The 15,688-nt window shown below is 72.9% G+C and carries 15 protein-coding genes and 1 riboswitch; of the genes, 2 read left to right on the forward strand and 13 right to left on the reverse strand.

Annotated elements, in window-relative coordinates; genetic code table 11:
- Positions 1 to 117: 117 nt before the first annotated feature.
- Positions 118 to 1,287 carry a steroid 3-ketoacyl-CoA thiolase gene (locus IE244_RS03575; RefSeq protein ID WP_191871117.1) on the reverse strand — a complete coding sequence of 390 codons (1,170 nt, stop codon included), beginning with the start codon at positions 1,285 to 1,287 and terminating at the stop codon, positions 118 to 120.
- 230 nt (positions 1,288 to 1,517) lie between these two features.
- Between IE244_RS03575 and IE244_RS03580 the strand changes: the two genes are divergently transcribed.
- Positions 1,518 to 2,753, forward strand: coding sequence for a cytochrome P450 (locus IE244_RS03580; RefSeq protein ID WP_191871118.1), 1,236 nt, complete (start codon positions 1,518 to 1,520; stop codon positions 2,751 to 2,753).
- A gap of 91 nt (positions 2,754 to 2,844) precedes the next feature.
- On the opposite strand, the gene IE244_RS03585 is transcribed toward IE244_RS03580, so the two are convergent.
- From IE244_RS03585 to IE244_RS03620, 8 genes are all read right to left on the reverse strand, one after another.
- The gene (locus tag IE244_RS03585; protein WP_229853931.1) at positions 2,845 to 3,546 is read right to left on the reverse strand and encodes a YoaK family protein; all 702 of its coding nucleotides are present in this window, start codon (positions 3,544 to 3,546) and stop codon (positions 2,845 to 2,847) included.
- A gap of 88 nt (positions 3,547 to 3,634) precedes the next feature.
- Complete coding sequence (locus IE244_RS03590) at positions 3,635 to 4,048, reverse strand: aggregation-promoting factor C-terminal-like domain-containing protein (protein WP_191871119.1); 414 nt, start codon at positions 4,046 to 4,048, stop codon at positions 3,635 to 3,637.
- Between the two features lie 332 nt (positions 4,049 to 4,380).
- On the reverse strand, positions 4,381 to 5,202 hold the full coding sequence (locus IE244_RS03595) for an ECF transporter S component (RefSeq protein WP_191871120.1): 822 nt from the start codon (positions 5,200 to 5,202) through the stop codon (positions 4,381 to 4,383).
- Positions 5,199 to 6,932, reverse strand: coding sequence for an ABC transporter ATP-binding protein (locus tag IE244_RS03600; protein ID WP_191871121.1), 1,734 nt, complete (start codon positions 6,930 to 6,932; stop codon positions 5,199 to 5,201). Before IE244_RS03600 ends, IE244_RS03595 begins: the two co-directional genes overlap by 4 nt.
- Positions 6,929 to 8,116, reverse strand: coding sequence for a CbiQ family ECF transporter T component (locus IE244_RS03605; RefSeq protein WP_229853932.1), 1,188 nt, complete (start codon positions 8,114 to 8,116; stop codon positions 6,929 to 6,931). The genes IE244_RS03600 and IE244_RS03605 overlap by 4 nt, the downstream gene beginning before the upstream one ends.
- Entirely contained in the window at positions 8,103 to 8,765 is a 663-nt protein-coding gene (locus IE244_RS03610) for an SCO2322 family protein (protein WP_191871122.1), read from the reverse strand. The genes IE244_RS03605 and IE244_RS03610 overlap by 14 nt, the downstream gene beginning before the upstream one ends.
- Entirely contained in the window at positions 8,762 to 9,979 is a 1,218-nt protein-coding gene (locus tag IE244_RS03615) for an SCO2321 family membrane protein (protein WP_191871123.1), read from the reverse strand. The genes IE244_RS03610 and IE244_RS03615 overlap by 4 nt, the downstream gene beginning before the upstream one ends.
- Before the next feature lie 113 nt (positions 9,980 to 10,092).
- Positions 10,093 to 10,241, reverse strand: a riboswitch (cobalamin riboswitch).
- A gap of 199 nt (positions 10,242 to 10,440) precedes the next feature.
- Entirely contained in the window at positions 10,441 to 11,304 is an 864-nt protein-coding gene (locus IE244_RS03620) for an ATP-grasp domain-containing protein (protein ID WP_191871124.1), read from the reverse strand.
- A 270-nt stretch (positions 11,305 to 11,574) separates the two neighbouring features.
- On the opposite strand from IE244_RS03620, the gene IE244_RS03625 reads away from it, so the two are divergent.
- A complete protein-coding gene (locus IE244_RS03625; protein WP_191871125.1) occupies positions 11,575 to 12,156 on the forward strand; it encodes a helix-turn-helix transcriptional regulator in 582 nt (193 codons plus the stop codon).
- Here the strand turns inward: IE244_RS03625 and IE244_RS03630 are convergent.
- From IE244_RS03630 to IE244_RS41725, 4 genes are all read right to left on the reverse strand, one after another.
- Complete coding sequence (locus IE244_RS03630; RefSeq protein WP_191871126.1) at positions 12,128 to 12,598, reverse strand: nuclear transport factor 2 family protein; 471 nt, start codon at positions 12,596 to 12,598, stop codon at positions 12,128 to 12,130. The genes IE244_RS03625 and IE244_RS03630 overlap by 29 nt on opposite strands.
- Before the next feature lie 75 nt (positions 12,599 to 12,673).
- Positions 12,674 to 13,693 carry a Strvi_7410 family MBL fold metallo-hydrolase gene (locus IE244_RS03635; protein WP_191871127.1) on the reverse strand — a complete coding sequence of 340 codons (1,020 nt, stop codon included), beginning with the start codon at positions 13,691 to 13,693 and terminating at the stop codon, positions 12,674 to 12,676.
- A gap of 483 nt (positions 13,694 to 14,176) precedes the next feature.
- On the reverse strand, positions 14,177 to 14,905 hold the full coding sequence (locus IE244_RS03640; protein ID WP_191871128.1) for a hypothetical protein: 729 nt from the start codon (positions 14,903 to 14,905) through the stop codon (positions 14,177 to 14,179).
- A 237-nt stretch (positions 14,906 to 15,142) separates the two neighbouring features.
- Positions 15,143 to 15,592: a DUF6023 family protein gene (locus IE244_RS41725; protein WP_229853933.1), complete on the reverse strand. Its 450-nt coding sequence runs from the start codon at positions 15,590 to 15,592 to the stop codon at positions 15,143 to 15,145.
- Positions 15,593 to 15,688: the final 96 nt, after the last annotated feature.

Consider the following 15,688-nt stretch of genomic DNA (forward strand, 5'->3'; position numbering starts at 1 on the left):
GCGCCCCTGGCGGGCAACCGGGCCTCCGCGCCGCACCGGGCGGTCGGCGGCCGGCCGGCCTGGAGACCTTCCCGGGCAGGGTGAAGGCCCTGCTCGCCGCCCGGCCGCACCCCGTGGTCACAGCCGCTGAATGATCGTCCCGGTCGCCAGGCCGCCGCCCGCGCACATGGTGACGAGTGCGAACTCCTTGTCCGCCCGCTCCAGCTCGTGCAGGGCGGTGGTGATCAGGCGGGCTCCGGTCGCTCCCACCGGGTGGCCCAGCGCGATCGCGCCGCCGTTGACGTTGACCTTGTCCAGGTCCTGTTCGAAGACCTGGGCCCAGCTCAGCACCACGGACGCGAAGGCCTCGTTGATCTCGACCAGGTCGATGTCCTTCAGGGACATCCCCGCCTTGCCCAGCACCGCGCGCGTGGCGTCGATCGGCCCGTCCAGATGGAAGTGCGGGTCGGCGCCCACCAGCGCCTGCGCCACGATCCGGGCCCTCGGCCGCAGCTTCAGGGCGCGCGCCATCCGCTTCGACGCCCACATGATCGCCGCCGCGCCGTCGGAGATCTGCGAGGAGTTGCCCGCCGTGTGGACCGCCGTCGGCATCACCGGCTTGAGCCCGGCCAGCGCCTGCGGCGACGTGTCGCGCAGGCCCTCGTCCTTGTCGACCAGCCGCCACATGCCCTGCCCGGCGTGCTGCTCCTCCTCGGTGGTCGGGACCTGGACCGCGAACGTCTCGCGTTTGAAGCGCTCCTCGGCCCAGGCGGTCGCGGCCCGCTCCTGCGACCGCAGACCGAGGCGGTCGACGTCCTCGCGGGTCAGTCCCCGGTGCCGGGCGATCCGTTCGGCCGCCTCGAACTGGTTGGGGAGGTCGACGTTCCACTCGTCGGGGAAGGGCTTGCCCGGGCCGTGCTTGGAGCCGGAGCCCAGCGGCACCCGGGACATCGCCTCGACACCGCAGCTGATCCCGACGTCGATCACGCCCGCCGCGACCATGTTGGCCACCATGTGCGAGGCCTGCTGCGAGGAGCCGCACTGGCAGTCGACGGTCGTGGCGGCCGTCTCGTACGGCAGCCCCATGGTCAGCCAGGCCGTGCGCGCGGGGTTCATGGACTGCTCGCCGGCGTGGGTGACCGTGCCGCCGACGATCTGCTCGACCGCGTCGGCGGGGATGCCGGTGCGGCCGAGGAGTTCTCGGTAGGTCTCGCCCAGGAGATAGGCGGGATGCAGATTGGCGAGCGCGCCGCCGCGCTTGCCGATCGGGGTGCGGACGGCTTCGACGATCACGGGTTCGGCGGCCATGGGTGCGGGTCCTCTCCGAGAGGGCTCTCCTCCAGAACTAGTACGCGTTCTAGTTCTGTGTGCAGTCTGCTGACGTGATGTCCGTCACCGCAAGGGTCTTGCAGGTGCCGAAGCGGCGATCTGCACGAACTCCGCACGGATTGGCGGTGCCGTACCCCTTGCCACTTCTAGAACCCGTTACTACGTTCACGACACTCGCTGATGGTCCGTCAGATGGCTGGGAGTCGCCGATGCCCTGTCCAGCGCTGCCCGACGGGTTCGACTTCACCGACCCCGACCTGCTGCACCACCGCGTGCCCCTGCCGGAGTTCGCCGAGCTGCGCCGCGCCGAGCCGGTCCGCTGGATCCCGCAGCCGGACGGCATCGCGGGCTTCGCCGACGCCGGCTACTGGGCCGTGACCCGGCACGCCGACGTCAGGTACGTCTCCACGCACCCGGAACTCTTCTCCTCCACCCTCAACACGGCGATCATCCGCTTCAACGAGCACATCCAGCGCGACGCGATCGACGCCCAGCGGCTGATCCTGCTCAACATGGATCCCCCGGAACATACGCGGGTCCGGCAGATAGTGCAGCGCGGGTTCACGCCACGCTCCATCCGGGCCCTGGAGGAACGGCTCCGGGCGCGCGCGGAGGCGATCGTCGCGGGAGCCCGCGCCCGCTCGGGCCCCTTCGACTTCGTCACCGAGGTCGCCTGTGAACTGCCCCTGCAGGCCATCGCCGAGCTGATCGGCGTCCCCCAGGAGGACCGGTCCAAGATCTTCGACTGGTCCAACAGGATGATCGCCTACGACGACCCCGAGTACGCCATCACCGAGGAGGTCGGCGCGCAGTCGGCCGCCGAGATCATCGCCTACGCGATGAACATGGCCGCCGAGCGCAAGCAGTGCCCGGCGCGCGACATCGTCTCGACCCTCGTCGCGGCGGAGGACGAGGGCAACCTCAACTCCGACGAGTTCGGGTTCTTCGTGCTGATGCTGGCGGTGGCGGGCAACGAGACCACCCGGAACGCCATCACGCACGGGATGCACGCCTTCCTGACCCACCCCGGCCAGTGGGAGCTGTTCCAGCGGGAGCGGCCCGGGACGACGGCCGAGGAGATCGTGCGCTGGGCCACCCCGGTCAACGCCTTCCAGCGGACGGCCACCCAGGACACCGACCTGGGCGGGGTCCGGATCAGGAAGGGCGACCGCGTCGGCCTCTTCTACGCATCCGCCAACCACGACCCCGAGGTCTTCACCGACCCCGACGCCTTCGACATCACCCGCGACCCCAACCCCCACCTGGGCTTCGGCGGGGGCGGCCCGCACTACTGCCTCGGCAAGTCGCTCGCGATCCTGGAGATCGACCTGATCTTCACGGCGATCGCCCGCGCGATGCCGGACCTGCGGCTCGCCGAACCGCCCCGGCGGCTGCGCTCGGCCTGGATCAACGGCGTCAAGGAACTCCGGGTGACCACCGGCTGACCAGGGCGGCCGGCCCACCCCGAGGGAGGCGGGAGCACCCCTGTCCCGACGCCCCGTTCCCGCCTCCCCCGAGGTCCGGGTCCCCCGCGGCTCACTCCCGGCCGGACGCCGCCACCGCCAGCACGCCCGACGCCGCCGCCGCGATCAGCAACGGGATGCCGAGACCGTGGTGGAGGGCCAGCCAGGCGCCCAGGCAGGCGCCGGCGAACATGGCGACCACCGCGGCCGCGCGGCGCGGCGAGCGCCGGCTGGTGGCGTCGCCCAGGCGGGACTCGGCGGCCAGACCGGTCAGGGTCATGGTCAGCACGGTGGTGGTGGTGAGGTCGGCGACGCCCAGCTTGCGGACGGTCGCGTTGCGCAGACCCATCGCGAACGCCGTCAGGGCGATCAGGGCGTACCGGGTGCCGGTGGTGTGCGGCCAGGTGAAGGCCGCCGCGGCCGAGGCGCCGACCAGGACCGCCTCCGCGGCCAGCGTCAGCCGGGTCCACCGGCGCCGGGAGCCGGCCGCGACATGGGCCGCCACCCGGCCGCCCGCCGCCGCGCCGAGCAGGAAGCAGGCCAGCGAGGTGGCCGTGTGCGGGACGGAGAAGCCGGGCGCGCCGGCCGCGGCGAAGCCCAGGACGACCACGTTGCCGGTCATGTTGGCGGTGAAGACCCGGCCCAGGCCCAGATAGCTGACGGCGTCGATGAGACCGCTCACCACGGTCAGGGCCAGCAGCACGACCACCAGCCGCAGCCCCCGCACCTCGGGATCGCGCGCCCCGGCCGCCGATGCCTCCTCCGCTGCGCTCACCGCTCCAGTTGACCATGCCCGGCTGCGGGAACGCCGAAGGCGGCGGCCCGGGATCGGGCCGCCGCCTTCAGGGGCTTTGGGTGTCGGCTCAGTACCAGCCGTTGGCCTGCCAGAAGCTCCAGGCCTTGGCCGGGCTGCCGTAGCGGGAGTTCATGTAGTCCAGACCCCACTTGATCTGGGTGGCCGGGTTGGTCTTCCAGTCGGAACCGGCGGAGGCCATCTTCGACCCCGGCAGGGCCTGGACCAGGCCGTAGGCGCCGGAGGAGCTGTTGGTGGCGGCCGGGTTCCAGCCGCTCTCCCGCTCGACGATCTTGCTGAACGCGTTGAACTGCGCGGCGTCCGGGATCATCTTGTGCGCGATCGCCTGAGCGGAGGAGGCAGCGGCCGGGGCGGCCTGGGCGGGCGCCGCGGACAGCGCCATACCGGCGGTGGCGGCGGCCACGGCGGCGGCGGTGAGGGCCTTCTTCGGGGAAGCGATGCGGCGGATGAAGGAGACGGACACGGAGAACCTCTTGCGTCGGGGACAGGGGGTCGCCCGCATGGGATGGACCACGTGCTGTGGCCGCATGCGTCGGCGCCGCGGCCCTGAGGGCTCGTGGCGCCTGGCGACGTCATCCAGACAAGCAGCCGCGCAGCCGGTCCGCAATGACCCCTTTTACTAGTTGTGGCCGGATCCGCGGGAATCGTCGGCTCTGTGGCGTGGCTCTCAAAGCCCAGGTCGGAAGGGGTGCACGAAGGGACGTATCGGACATTTAGTACTACGGCCCCGTATCGTAGGTGACGTGCGTCATGTGGGGTGCTTCACCGGCTCGCTCACCGCGCGGACACGGCGCCTCACCCAACGTGCTCGTCGAATGTGACCGCGGTCTCGAACGCGGCCCGCCGGGTGGCCCGGCGCAGCGCGCGCAGCACGGCCGGGCCGAGCGCGAGGGTCAGCGCCACCGTGCAGAGCGCCCGGCCCAGGTCCCAGCCGAGGGAGGTGGCCAGGCAGTAGGCGACGAAACGGGCCAGGTTGGCCGGAACGGAGGCATGGGCGTCGAAGGAGATGTCCGAGGCGGAGGCCCCCATGAACGGCCAGCCCGCCAGATTCATGACCGTGCCGTAGGCGAAGGCGGCGAGGAAGCCGTAACCGGCCAGCATCAGCAGTTCGCCGCGCCCCCGCAGCCGCACCGGCCACGGCAGCAGCCCGGCGCCCATGGTGAACCAGCCCATCGACAGCATCTGGAACGGCAGCCACGGCCCCACCCCGCCCGTGAGCAGCGCGGACGCGAACATCGTCACCGAGCCCAGCGTGAAGCCGAAGCCGGGGCCCAGCACCCGCCCGCTGAGCACCATCAGGAAGAACATCGGCTCGATCCCGGCCGTACCCGCGCCGACCGGCCGCAGCGCGGCCCCGGTCGCGGCCAGCACGCCCAGCATGGCCACGGCCTTCGGACCGAGATCCGACTCGGAGATCGTCGCCGCCACGACCGCGACCAGCAGCACCAGCAGACCCGCGAAGAGCCAGGGCGCGTCCTCGGCGTGGGCGCTCAGGCCCGAGCCGGGCGGAGCGAGGAAGGGCCAGCAGAAGGCGACCACACCGACCGCGCTCACCAGCGCCAGCGCGGCGAGCGAGCGGGGGCCGAGACGGACGGCGTGCAGCCGTGCGGCACTCATCCGAGGGCCTCCCGTACCTGGGCCACGGTGAGCCACTGCTGCGGGGCGAGGATCTTCGTCACCTGCGGCGCGAAGGACGGCGAGGAGACGACGATCTGCGCCGTCGGCCCGTCGGCGATCACCTCGCCCTCGGCGAGCAGCACCACCCGGTGCGCGATCTCGGCCGCCAGTTCCACGTCATGCGTGGCCAGCACGATCGCGTGCCCCTCGGCGGCGAGCCCGCGCAGCACCGTCACCAGGCGGGCCTTGGCCGCGTAGTCCAGACCGCGCGTCGGCTCGTCGAGCAGCAGCAGGGGCGGCCGGGCGGTCAGGACGACCGCCAGGGCGAGCGCGAGGCACTGGCCCTCGGACAGGTCGCGGGGGTGGGTGCCGTCCGTGATCCCCGGCAGCAGCCCGGACACCAGGGTCCGGCAGGTGCCGGGCGGGGCTCCCGCGTCCCGGTCGGCCGCCGCGCACTCGTCGGCCACCGTGTCGGCGTACAGCAGATCGCGGGGGTCCTGCGGGACGAGGCCCACGCGGCGGACGAGGTCGCGAGGGGTGGTGCGGTGGGGGGTGGCCCCGCCGACGGTGACGGATCCGGCCGTCGGTGCCACCAGGCCGACGAGCGAGCCGAGAAGGGTGGACTTTCCGGCGCCGTTGCGGCCCATGAGGGCGATGGTCTCGCCCGGGGTCACGGTCAGATCCACCTGCCGCAGGGCGTCGATGCGGTCGCGGCGGACGGAGAGGGAGTGGGCCTCGGCGATGTGCGGGTGCGGCGTCGGCGCGGTGGGCGCGGGGCGGCGGCCGAAGAGGCGCCGGCGGCCCGCGGCCCCGGCGGTGGGGGCGGCGTCCGCAACGGGCGCGGGGCCGTACCTGCGGGCGGCTGCGCCGCGGGGCGCGACCGGCCCCGGCGCACCAGAACCGCCCCCAGCGGAGGCGACCAGGCGTTCTCGCAGGTCACCGGCCCTGCGGCGGGCATCGCGGACCGTCAGGGGGAGCGGGGACCAGCCCGCCAGGCGGCCCAGGTCGACCACCGGCGGGAACACGGGGGAGACGGCCATCACCTCGGCCGGGGTGCCGACGACGGGCGCTTCGCCGGGGCCGGGCAGCAGGACGACCCGGTCGGCGTACTGGATCACGCGCTCCAGCCGGTGCTCGGCCAACAGGACCGTCGTGCCCAGGTCGTGCACCAGGCGCTGGAGCACCGCCAGGACCTCCTCCGCCGCTGCCGGGTCCAGCGCCGAGGTCGGCTCGTCCAGGACCAGCACCTGGGGGTGCGGGGTGAGGACCGAGCCGATCGCCACCCGCTGCCGCTGCCCGCCGGAGAGGGTCGCGATGGGGCGGCCCCGCAGTCCGGCGAGGCCCAGCAGATCGAGGGTCTCCTCCACCCGGCGCCGCATCACCTCAGGGGCGAGCCCCAACGACTCCATGCCGTAGGCGAGTTCGTCCTCCACCGTGTCGGTCACGAAGTGGGCGAGCGGGTCCTGCCCCACCGTGCCCACGACATCGGCGAGTTGGCGCGGCTTGTGGGTACGGGTGTCCCGGCCGGCCACCGTGACACGGCCGCTCAGGGTGCCGCCGGTGAAGTGCGGCACCAGCCCGCTCACCGCGCCGAGCACGGTCGACTTGCCCACCCCTGACGGGCCGGCGAGCAGCACCAGTTCGCCTTCCGGGACCTCGAAGCCGACACCCCGGACGGCGGGCTCCGCGGCCCCGTCGTACGTCACGCTGACATCCTCGAAGCGGATCACGACGGCTCCTCGGGGGCGGAGGCGGGGGGTACGGCGAAGGCGGGGACGAGGGCGAGCAGGACGGCCGCGGCCGGCCACAGGGGGAGGGCCGGGGCGACGAGGGGGACGACGCCGGGATGCAGGGCCTCCGGGTCGCGGGCCGAGGCGAGCGTCAGCAGCGCGGCCACGGCGGCGCCGGAGCCGGCCACCAGCCAGGCCCGCGCGTCCCACGGGTCCGGCCGGTACCGGGTGCGCAGCGAACGCCGGCCGCCGAGCCGTAGCCCCGCGAGCGCGGCGACGACACCCGCGAGCAGCAGCGGGACGCCGTACGCGCCGCCCTCCGCGGTGAGCAGCCCGTAGGTGCCGGCACACACGCCGAGCAGGCCGCCCAGGGTGAGCGCGGCCGTCGTCCGCCGGACGCGGGCGGGGACCTCGGCGGTGCGGCCGTAGCCGCGGGCCTCCATCGCGGCGGCGAGGGCCACGGAGCGTTCCAGCGCGCCCTCCAGCACCGGCAGCGCGACCTGCAGCAGACCGCGCAGGCCCCGGTCCGGCCGGCCCCGCAGGCGGCGGGCGGCGCGCAGGCGCTGGACGTCGGCGACGAGGTGCGGGGCGAAGGTGAGGGCGACGACCACCGCGACACCCGTCTCGTACAGCGCGCCGGGCAGGGACTTCAGCAGCCGGGTCGGGCCGGCGAGCGCGTTCGCCGCGCCGACGCAGATCAGGAGGGTGGCCAGCTTCAGCCCGTCGTAGGCGGCGAAGACGAGCGCCTCGGCGGTGACCTTTCCGCCCAGGCGGATGCCCTGCGCCCAGTGCGGGAGCGGGACTTCGGGGAGGGCGAGGAGGACGTGGGTGCCGGGGACCGGGGAGCCGAGCGCCACGGCGAAGAGAAGGCGGACGAGGAGGACGGCGAGGGCGAGCCGGGCGAAGGCGGTGTAGGCGTGGGAGGCGGGGGTGGCACCGCGGTGCGTGGCCACGACGTAGGCGGAGGCGGATATGAGGAGGGCGAGGAGGAGGGGGTTGGTGGTGCGGGTGGCGGCGGTACCGAGGGAGAGGGACCACAGCCACCAGGCACCGGGGTGAACGACGGTCCGGTGCCGGGTGCGGGCGGCGGTGGGGCGCCGCGACGGGCGGAGGTACCGCGGCTCCCCGGGGGCGCGGGGGACCGCGCGGTCGGCGCCCGCCGGACCGCGGTCAGGCGGAGCCATCGCGTCGCCGCCGTGCCTGCCACGCCGCGGCGCCCGCCAGCGCGGCGACCGCTCCCGCGCCGATGGGCAGACCCAGCGACGGGCCGTCGTCCGAACCGCCGTCGTCCGAACCACCGCTCTTCTCCGGCGACTTCCCGCCCCTCGACGCCGACACCTGCTCACCGCACCCCTTCTTCGGGTACCCGGCGATCGCGCACAGCAGCGCGTTGGTGTCGTAGCGCAGGGGCGTGGCGACCGCAGCCAGCGCCTCCGCGCTCGTCGCGTCGGCGGACACCCGCGCGCAGGCCGTGCGGCGCGCCGGTGGTGTCTCGCCGGACGGCGCGTCCGCCGGGGTGCCGAAGTCGAGGACCAGGGCCACCCGCTTCGTGCCGGACCTGGCGGGCGTCCCCGCACAGATGGCGCCGAAGTCCGCCGCGCCGCGCGGCCGGCTCGCGTCCGCCGAGTCCGCGCTCACCGCGAAACGGAAGCCCTCCACGGCGCCGTCGTCGGGACGGGCGGTCGACGGGCCCTGCGTGGCGTACGTCCAGTGCCCGCCCGTCCGCTCCCAGAAGGACCAGTAGCGGTAGCCGGTGGCGTGCGCCTGCCCGGCTCCGGCCAGTACGACCAGCGTGGCGCACAGCAGGCTCGCGGCGCGGCGGACCGCCGTCACGGCTGGCGCTTCTTGCGGCCGCTGAGCAGGAAGCCGACGCCGATGCCGGCGACGAGGCAGACGCCGACGAACCACCACACACCAAGACCCGAACCGGACTTCTCGGAGTCCTCGGACTTCTTGGCCGCCTGTGCGGAGGAGTCCATGCTTGGGGCCGGACCCAGCTCGTTCAGCGAGCGGACCAGGCTCGTGCCGCCGAAGTCACCCGGCTGCGCGCCCACCGCGTGCGCGGCGAGGATCAGCTGGGCGTACGCCGCCGGACCGCTCTGCACGGCCCACGGGGAGGCGTTCTTCTCCAGCCAGGCGTACGACGCCTTCGCCTGCTCGGTGCGGCCGTCCGCGGCGAGTGCGACGACCGTGTCCGCCGTGTTGCCGAAGTCCGGCTGGTCCTTCGCGCCGGGCAGCGTGGACTGCAGATGACCGGACTTGGCGACGGTCGCCGCCAGGTACGCGCCGGCGTTGTCCGCGATCCGCGCGGGGGTGGGGTGGGCGGCCTCGGTGCAGGCGGCGTGCGCGGGCGCCTTGCCGGCCTGGACGACGAACCCCTTGCCGAGCGCGCCGAGCACACCGGCCGCCGAGGCGTCCGCGTTGGCGGCCTTCCTGCCCTTCTTGTCCGGCTGGAAGGCGAGGGCGCCGCCGTCCCGGTCACAGGACAGGGCCATGGCGGCCAGCAGGTCGTAGGGGGACTTGCCGGACGTGCGCACGTCCGCCGGGTCGGTGCCGACGGCGGCCAGTGCGCCGATGACGACGGAGGTGGAGTTGGTGTCGCTGGCCCCGCCCGGGTAGTAGCCCCAGCCGCCGTCCTTGTTCTGCACGGACTTCAGCCAGGCCACCGCCTTGCCGACGGCGGTGTCGTGCCCGCCCGCCGCCTTCAGGGCCTGTGCGGCGCCGGCCGTGCTGTTGGTGTCCACCGCGACCTTGCTGTCGCAGGCCTTCGCGGGCGTGGCGCGGAAGGCGGCGAAGGCGCCGTCGGCACACTGCTGGCCCGCGAGCCAGTCCACGGCCTTCGGGGCCGGCCGGTAGCCGAGGGTCCGCTGGGCGACCAGCGTCAGCGACTGGCGCCACACGCCGTCGTACGTCGGGTCGGACGTGCCGTACAGCCCGGACGGGATCGCGACCTTGGGAGACGGGGACGGGCCGGCGGCCGTGGCGGGCGCGGCGGCGGCCAGCACGGCTACGGCGGCGAGAGCCGCGGCACTGCGGCGGACGTTCATGGTCGGCGACTGCCTCTCCTGCGGGGAACCGGCAGCGCACGGGGACCCCCGGGCGGCTCGGCTCCGTAAACCTCGACGGTGCCGTACCCGGCGGACCGCCGGGTACGCGAGCCGGTCAACGTCCCGCCCGGGGCGGTCCGGCTCACCATCCTCGGGATGGTTGACGGTTGCGGGTCAGCGCCGGAATTGCACCGGCTTCCCCCCGTACGGGTGTGATGACGACGCCGCCACTTTACCGGCAGCCCTGAGCGCCCTGAGGAGTGGCCGTGGGCACAGGACGGCGGTGACCGGGGTCACGGTCCTGACGGAGACGGGCGGCCCGCCGGGCGGCCGACCGCGCCCTGGCGCCGTGGGCGGTGGAACGTCCCGGGACCGGCGGGCACTTGACGCGGCGAGCGCTCGGGACGAACCGCGGGCCGACCAGCTCATCGGGCACGCGGCCGTACCGATCCGCCGCACCGCTAGGCGGCGGCCCCGGCCACCCCCTCAAGCGCCCGCTCACACTGATGCGCGTCGTCACCCTCGACCGCCCAGTACCCGCGCCGCCCCGCCCCCGTCGGCTCCGCGAAGCGGATCGCCGCCGCCCGCTGCCGTGTGGGCGTCACGTCCGGCACCGTCCCGCACGCGAATGCCAGGGCCGCCCCCACCAGATCCACCCCCGTCGCCCGTTCCACGAGCCAGGGGATCAGGTCACCCGGCAGATGCGGTGCGACGCCGGTGACCCTCGGCCCCCGCCGGGTCAGCCGCACCCCCACGTGCGCGACGGTGTGCGTGAGCCCGAGCGCCCGTACCGTCCGTTCCACGGTCCGCCGGAGAAACCGGTTGTGCAGCAGCCCGTCATGAGCGTGGACCGAGTGGTGCAGCGGGGTCGTACGGGTCAGCGCGGTGATCCGGACCTCGTCGTCCAGGACGACCGTCTCGGCCGACACCAGCGGCCCCTCCGTGTCCTCCGGCCCCGCCGGCAGCACCCGGTGCCGGACCAGCAGCGCCCGTAACGCCGGTGGATCGGCGCAGGCGGCGGCCGTCTCGTACGGCAGACCCGGCAGCCCCAGCCGCCCGGTGACCCGCGCCGCCACGGCCAGGTGCGCCCTGCTCCAGGTCAGCACGCCGGCGACCGGATGACGGGCGGCGTACCGCGCCACCGTCTCGGCCGTCTCCGCCTCTTGCGCGGGGTCAGCGGCGAGAAGGCCGGACAGGAACGGCCGCGCCCAGCCGGGCGCCGACGCGCCGACCAGCACCACCGGGCGCACGGCGGCGATCCGTGCCAGGGGGTAGCCGCCGTGCGCGGCCCGGCCGGCCCCGAGCAGAAGGACGGGCTGCGGCATCGCGCGGCACCCTTCGCGGGAGAGGCGGGACAGAGATCACCCCGGATGCCGCTCCCCCATAGACGGCACCCGGGGCGGGTCTGGACGACACCCAGGCGGGGCGAATCTTGCTCTCTGTGTCGTGATCCTCACCCGGCACGCCCTCAACTGTCAACGATTGCTGCCGCATTGGGCAGGAAGTATTGTCACGTCTGGTAGGCGAACGAGCGACCGGGTAGCCTCGCCGTCAGCCCAGCCACCGAACGGATGACACGCCCAGGGGGGACCTCGGTGAGTGACGCCTACGCCTCGCTGGCCGCTGTCCTGGACCAGCTCGGCGAGTTGACCGGCCGGTCCGGCCGGCTGCCGGAAGTCCTCGACGCGGCCGACCTGTCCCATCGCACGGGCATCCCTGTGGGCGTCGTCGTCGAACTGCTCGCCGGCGGCCGGGCCGCGGAGACCTGCCTGGCCGAACGGGTGCGTCAGCGGCTGGACTTCATCCGCGAGACCCGGCGCCGGCCCGACGGCAAGCGGTACTCGCTGGACGAACTGGCGAGGATCGCCGGAACCAGCCGGCAGTGGCTGAGCGAGTGGCGCAAGAGCGGCATGCCGGGCCTGCAGCACACCGACCGGCTGCGCCGCTTCTTCGGCCTGCCCGCCGGGTTCTTCACCGCCGACGAACCGGAAGCGCTGCACGAGGCGTTGCGGCCGGTGCTGCAGGCCCTGGAGGCCAAGGCGGACCCACTGCTGCGGCTGCGCGAGAGCGGCCTCGTACGACTCGCCGCCCGCGCCCCGGAGATGAACGCCCGCCAGCTCGCCACACTGGCCGACCTCGCCGAGATGATCATCTCCGCGGAGCGCGGGCTGGGCTGACCCTCGGAGTGTCACCGCCGAAGGGCAGGTGCAGCGTGCGGGAGGCGATCAGCCAGCTGCCGTCGACCCGGCGGAAGGTGTCCTCGTAGTGACCCACCTGGACGGGCGGCCCGGCGGGGACCACGCCCCCGTCGTATCCGTCGACGCGGTACGTCGAGAAGTACGACACGGCGCCGGCCGTGGTCCGGCCGGTCACCGTGACCAGGACGTTGGACATCAGGCGGCGCGAGAGCCGGTCGGCGGGGCGGGAGCCGAAGTACGCGCGCAGCGCCTTGCGGCCCTCGATCCGGCGCCCGTCCCCCGGCGGGGGCCACTCCCAGCTGCCGTCCTCGGTGAACAGCCCGGCCACGGAGGCCGGTTCACCGAGGTCGAGCCGATGGACGAAGTCGATGATCAGACGCTCGCAGGCGTGCTGGGCGACGAGGCTGCGCAAGGGGTCCATAGGTCTGTCTAACAGGCAGGCCCCCGGGATGCGACGGGATTACACCCCGTACACCCCTTCCACCGCTCACACCGCTCACACCGCGAGGTAGGCCACCGGCTCGCTCCCCGCCACCGGTTCCGCACGGCCCTGCTTGACCAGGCGGCGCAGATGGGACTCCGCCTCCGAGACCGCGATGTTCCGGGAGCCGTACGGGATCTCGGCCCAGGGGCGGTTCCACTCCATGCGCTCGGCGAGCTGCCAGGGCGTGAGCGGCTCGGTGAGCAGGGCGAGCAGGCCGGCCAGGCGCTCCTCGTGGTGGCCGAGCAGCTCCCGTACCCGGCCGGGGGCGTCGGTGAAGGCGTGCTGGTGCGCGGGGAGCACCTCGGCGGGGGCGAGCCGGCCGATCCGCTCCAGGGAGTCGAGGTAGTCGCCGAGCGGGTCGGTCACGGTCGCGTCGTCGGGGTCCTCGTACAGACCGACGTGCGGGGTGATCCGCGGGAGCAGGTGGTCGCCGCTGAACAGGCGGCCGTTGCCCGGGAGCCGGGCGGGGTGTTCCTCCTCCAGGTGCAGACAGACGTGTCCGGGAGTGTGGCCCGGGGTCCAGATCGCGCGCAGCCGGCGGCCGGGCAGGTCGAGGAGGTCACCGGGGACGATCTCCCGGTCCGGCAGGGCGGGGGAGAGGCCGGGCAGGGTGCGGGGGGTGCGCAGCGGAGCCAGGTGCTCCGCCGGGGCGCCGGCCGCCGCGAGTTTGGCGCTCATGTAGGTGAACCAGTGCTCGGGCCGGGCCTCCCGGGTGCGCCGTACGACCGCGGCGTCGGCGGCGTGCATCGCCACCCAGGCGCCCGACGCCTCGCGCACCCGGTCCGACAGGCCGTGGTGGTCGGGGTGGTGATGGGTGATCACCACCCCGTGGACCTCACCGGCCCAGGTGCCGCAGGCGCGCAGACCCGCCGTCAGCGTGTCCCAGGAGTCCGGGTCGTCCCACCCGGTGTCGACCAGCACCGGGCCGCGGTCGGTGTCCACGACGTACACGAGCGTGTGGCCGAGGGGGTTGTCCGGGATGGGAACCGCCACGGACCGCACACCACCGCCGTGATCGAACGCCTCCACCATCACCCTCCACCCCTCCACCCGCCGGCCCGCGGCCATTGCCCACTATAACTAGAACTGGTTTCAAAGGTCGCCCAAGTCGACTGGTACCGCCGGTAGTCGGGGTGATCTGCATCGATGTGCCCGCTGCCTGTCATCGCTTGTCGACGGCGGTCACTGCCGGACGGCCCAGGGACGGCCCAGCCATCGGAGCGGTGCCCCTGGCGCGGCGCTTGCTGGGACTGCTGCTGTACAGCACCTGTGCCGGCGCTCAGAAGATGCGGGCGGCCCCTGGGGCCGGGTCGTCGGCACCCTGCCAGTAGGGCGCTGAACTGTCGAGCGTGGTGCTGTCTGCCGCCACTGCCGTCGGCGTTGCTCGCCGTGTGACCACCGCGTCAGGAGTTCGAGCGCGGGCCCTTTGGAGACGCCTCACCACAGAAGGGCACTGTCATGTCTGACTGCCATGGATCGCTGGTTGTTCCTCGACGTTGATGTCAGCCGTGGATGTCACCCACGTCCGTCAAGGGCGTCCGCGAGGGCTTGCGCTTGGCTTGGTGTGATGCCGAGGGCGAGCGGTATGTGGCGGGGGCTGTAGGAAGACGAGCACACGGCGAGCGGGCTGTCAGTAGTCACGGTCCATCGGGGTTCGCTGTCGGGCTCCTGCTCGCCGACCAGGATTGTTGCCAACTCGTCAGCTGCGTCAGAACGTATGCCACAGTGGACCAACGCTTGCGCCACCATGTGGCGGGCTTCGGTGGGCATGTCGGCATCGCCGAGCATCGGAAGCAGGAGCAGAAGACGCTGTGAGCCATCGGTGAGACCTTCACTGCTGTCCTGTGTGGCCTGAGCGAGTATGGCGAGCTCCTTCCAGGACAGTCCGGGGCCGGCTTCGTCAGCGCCGCACTGGCCGAAGTAGCCGAGTCGTCCCCACTGGGGGTGGCGCACGAAGAAGTCGACGTTGTTCACGTCGTGGAAGTTGGCATACACGACGTACGCGGTGTGCCCACCGGTGAAGGGGACGCGCAGCACAGGCCAAGGTTCTTCAGGGTCACCGAGGCGCTCCACCATCTCTTCGTAGACCGACGCGTCCACTCCGTAGCGTTCCGGATCCTCGCCCGGATCGCCCACGGTCAACATGAGGTGCGCGAGCCAGAAGGCGGGCTCGCGCGCGAGATCCTCGCCTGCTACCAGCTCGCAGTCCTCCAGATATTCCGGGATGTACACCGTGAGGGCCATGCGCGGAGCGTACTCGCCATCATCGCTTCCCCATCCGCTCGGGCCCGGGGGACTGTCCCACCTGACGTCGGGCCGTACCGGAGCAGCCCCGCTTTAGGAGCGAGGTTGGACCATCAAGGCTCTGACCTGCGGATTCCCTACCTTGGACACAGTCCGGTGGATGGTACTAACGGCTTCGGGCGGTCACTCGTGGCCGCTGCGGTTGCTGTACGTCACTGTAGGCACTGGGTGCTTCGATCAGACGGTGTCGATCTGCCACGCGATCATGCCTGTAGATCCTTTGGCACCATCGACATCGATGTGTACCGGCAGCTTGTGTGCGGTGATCCGTTGCTCCACCACTGACTGATCGCACGGCACCTCGGCCTTTGACCCAGTGTTGGTCGGCGTAAAGGTCAAGTGCGCGTTGCCGCTGCCGAAGCACACCAGGTTCAGCTTGTATGACTTGCCCTGTTTCAGGGTGGGCTCTGTGTGGATGCCGTCGGTCACGCGCTCCGCGCCAGCCTCAATCATCGTCCCGCTGTGAAAGCCGGCAAGGGCCGCCTGGGCCTGGTCGGTGAGCTTCTTCTCCTGCTTGGCCGCAGCCTGAGACGCGCTCACCGTGGGCGGTGACGACGTCTTGTCGGCGGCCCCACCTTCACTGCTACTGGACGTACACGAGGTCAGCAGCAATGCCGACACTGCCATAGCGGATCCAGCGAACCAGGCCCGCGGCTTGAAAGTGGCAGCGCCGGTCACAGCGCGCCGTGAGCTGATGCCCATGTGACACCTTTGCTGGTGGAC

Source organism: Streptomyces filipinensis (assembly GCF_014649495.1).
GTDB lineage: Bacteria > Actinomycetota > Actinomycetes > Streptomycetales > Streptomycetaceae > Streptomyces > Streptomyces filipinensis.

What these genes read in the sequence shown, in the direction of transcription:
- IE244_RS41725 (WP_229853933.1), bottom strand. Translation starts at nt 15,592, where the DNA reads ATGGCAGTGTCGGCATTGCTGCTGACCTCGTGTACGTCCAGTAGCAGT.
- IE244_RS03575 (WP_191871117.1), bottom strand. Translation starts at nt 1,287, where the DNA reads ATGGCCGCCGAACCCGTGATCGTCGAAGCCGTCCGCACCCCGATCGGC.
- IE244_RS03595 (WP_191871120.1), bottom strand. Translation starts at nt 5,202, where the DNA reads ATGAGTGCCGCACGGCTGCACGCCGTCCGTCTCGGCCCCCGCTCGCTC.
- IE244_RS03580 (WP_191871118.1), top strand. Translation starts at nt 1,518, where the DNA reads ATGCCCTGTCCAGCGCTGCCCGACGGGTTCGACTTCACCGACCCCGAC.
- IE244_RS03635 (WP_191871127.1), bottom strand. Translation starts at nt 13,693, where the DNA reads ATGGTGGAGGCGTTCGATCACGGCGGTGGTGTGCGGTCCGTGGCGGTT.
- IE244_RS03620 (WP_191871124.1), bottom strand. Translation starts at nt 11,304, where the DNA reads ATGCCGCAGCCCGTCCTTCTGCTCGGGGCCGGCCGGGCCGCGCACGGC.
- IE244_RS03630 (WP_191871126.1), bottom strand. Translation starts at nt 12,598, where the DNA reads ATGGACCCCTTGCGCAGCCTCGTCGCCCAGCACGCCTGCGAGCGTCTG.
- IE244_RS03615 (WP_191871123.1), bottom strand. Translation starts at nt 9,979, where the DNA reads ATGAACGTCCGCCGCAGTGCCGCGGCTCTCGCCGCCGTAGCCGTGCTG.
- IE244_RS03640 (WP_191871128.1), bottom strand. Translation starts at nt 14,905, where the DNA reads ATGGCCCTCACGGTGTACATCCCGGAATATCTGGAGGACTGCGAGCTG.
- IE244_RS03605 (WP_229853932.1), bottom strand. Translation starts at nt 8,116, where the DNA reads ATGGCTCCGCCTGACCGCGGTCCGGCGGGCGCCGACCGCGCGGTCCCC.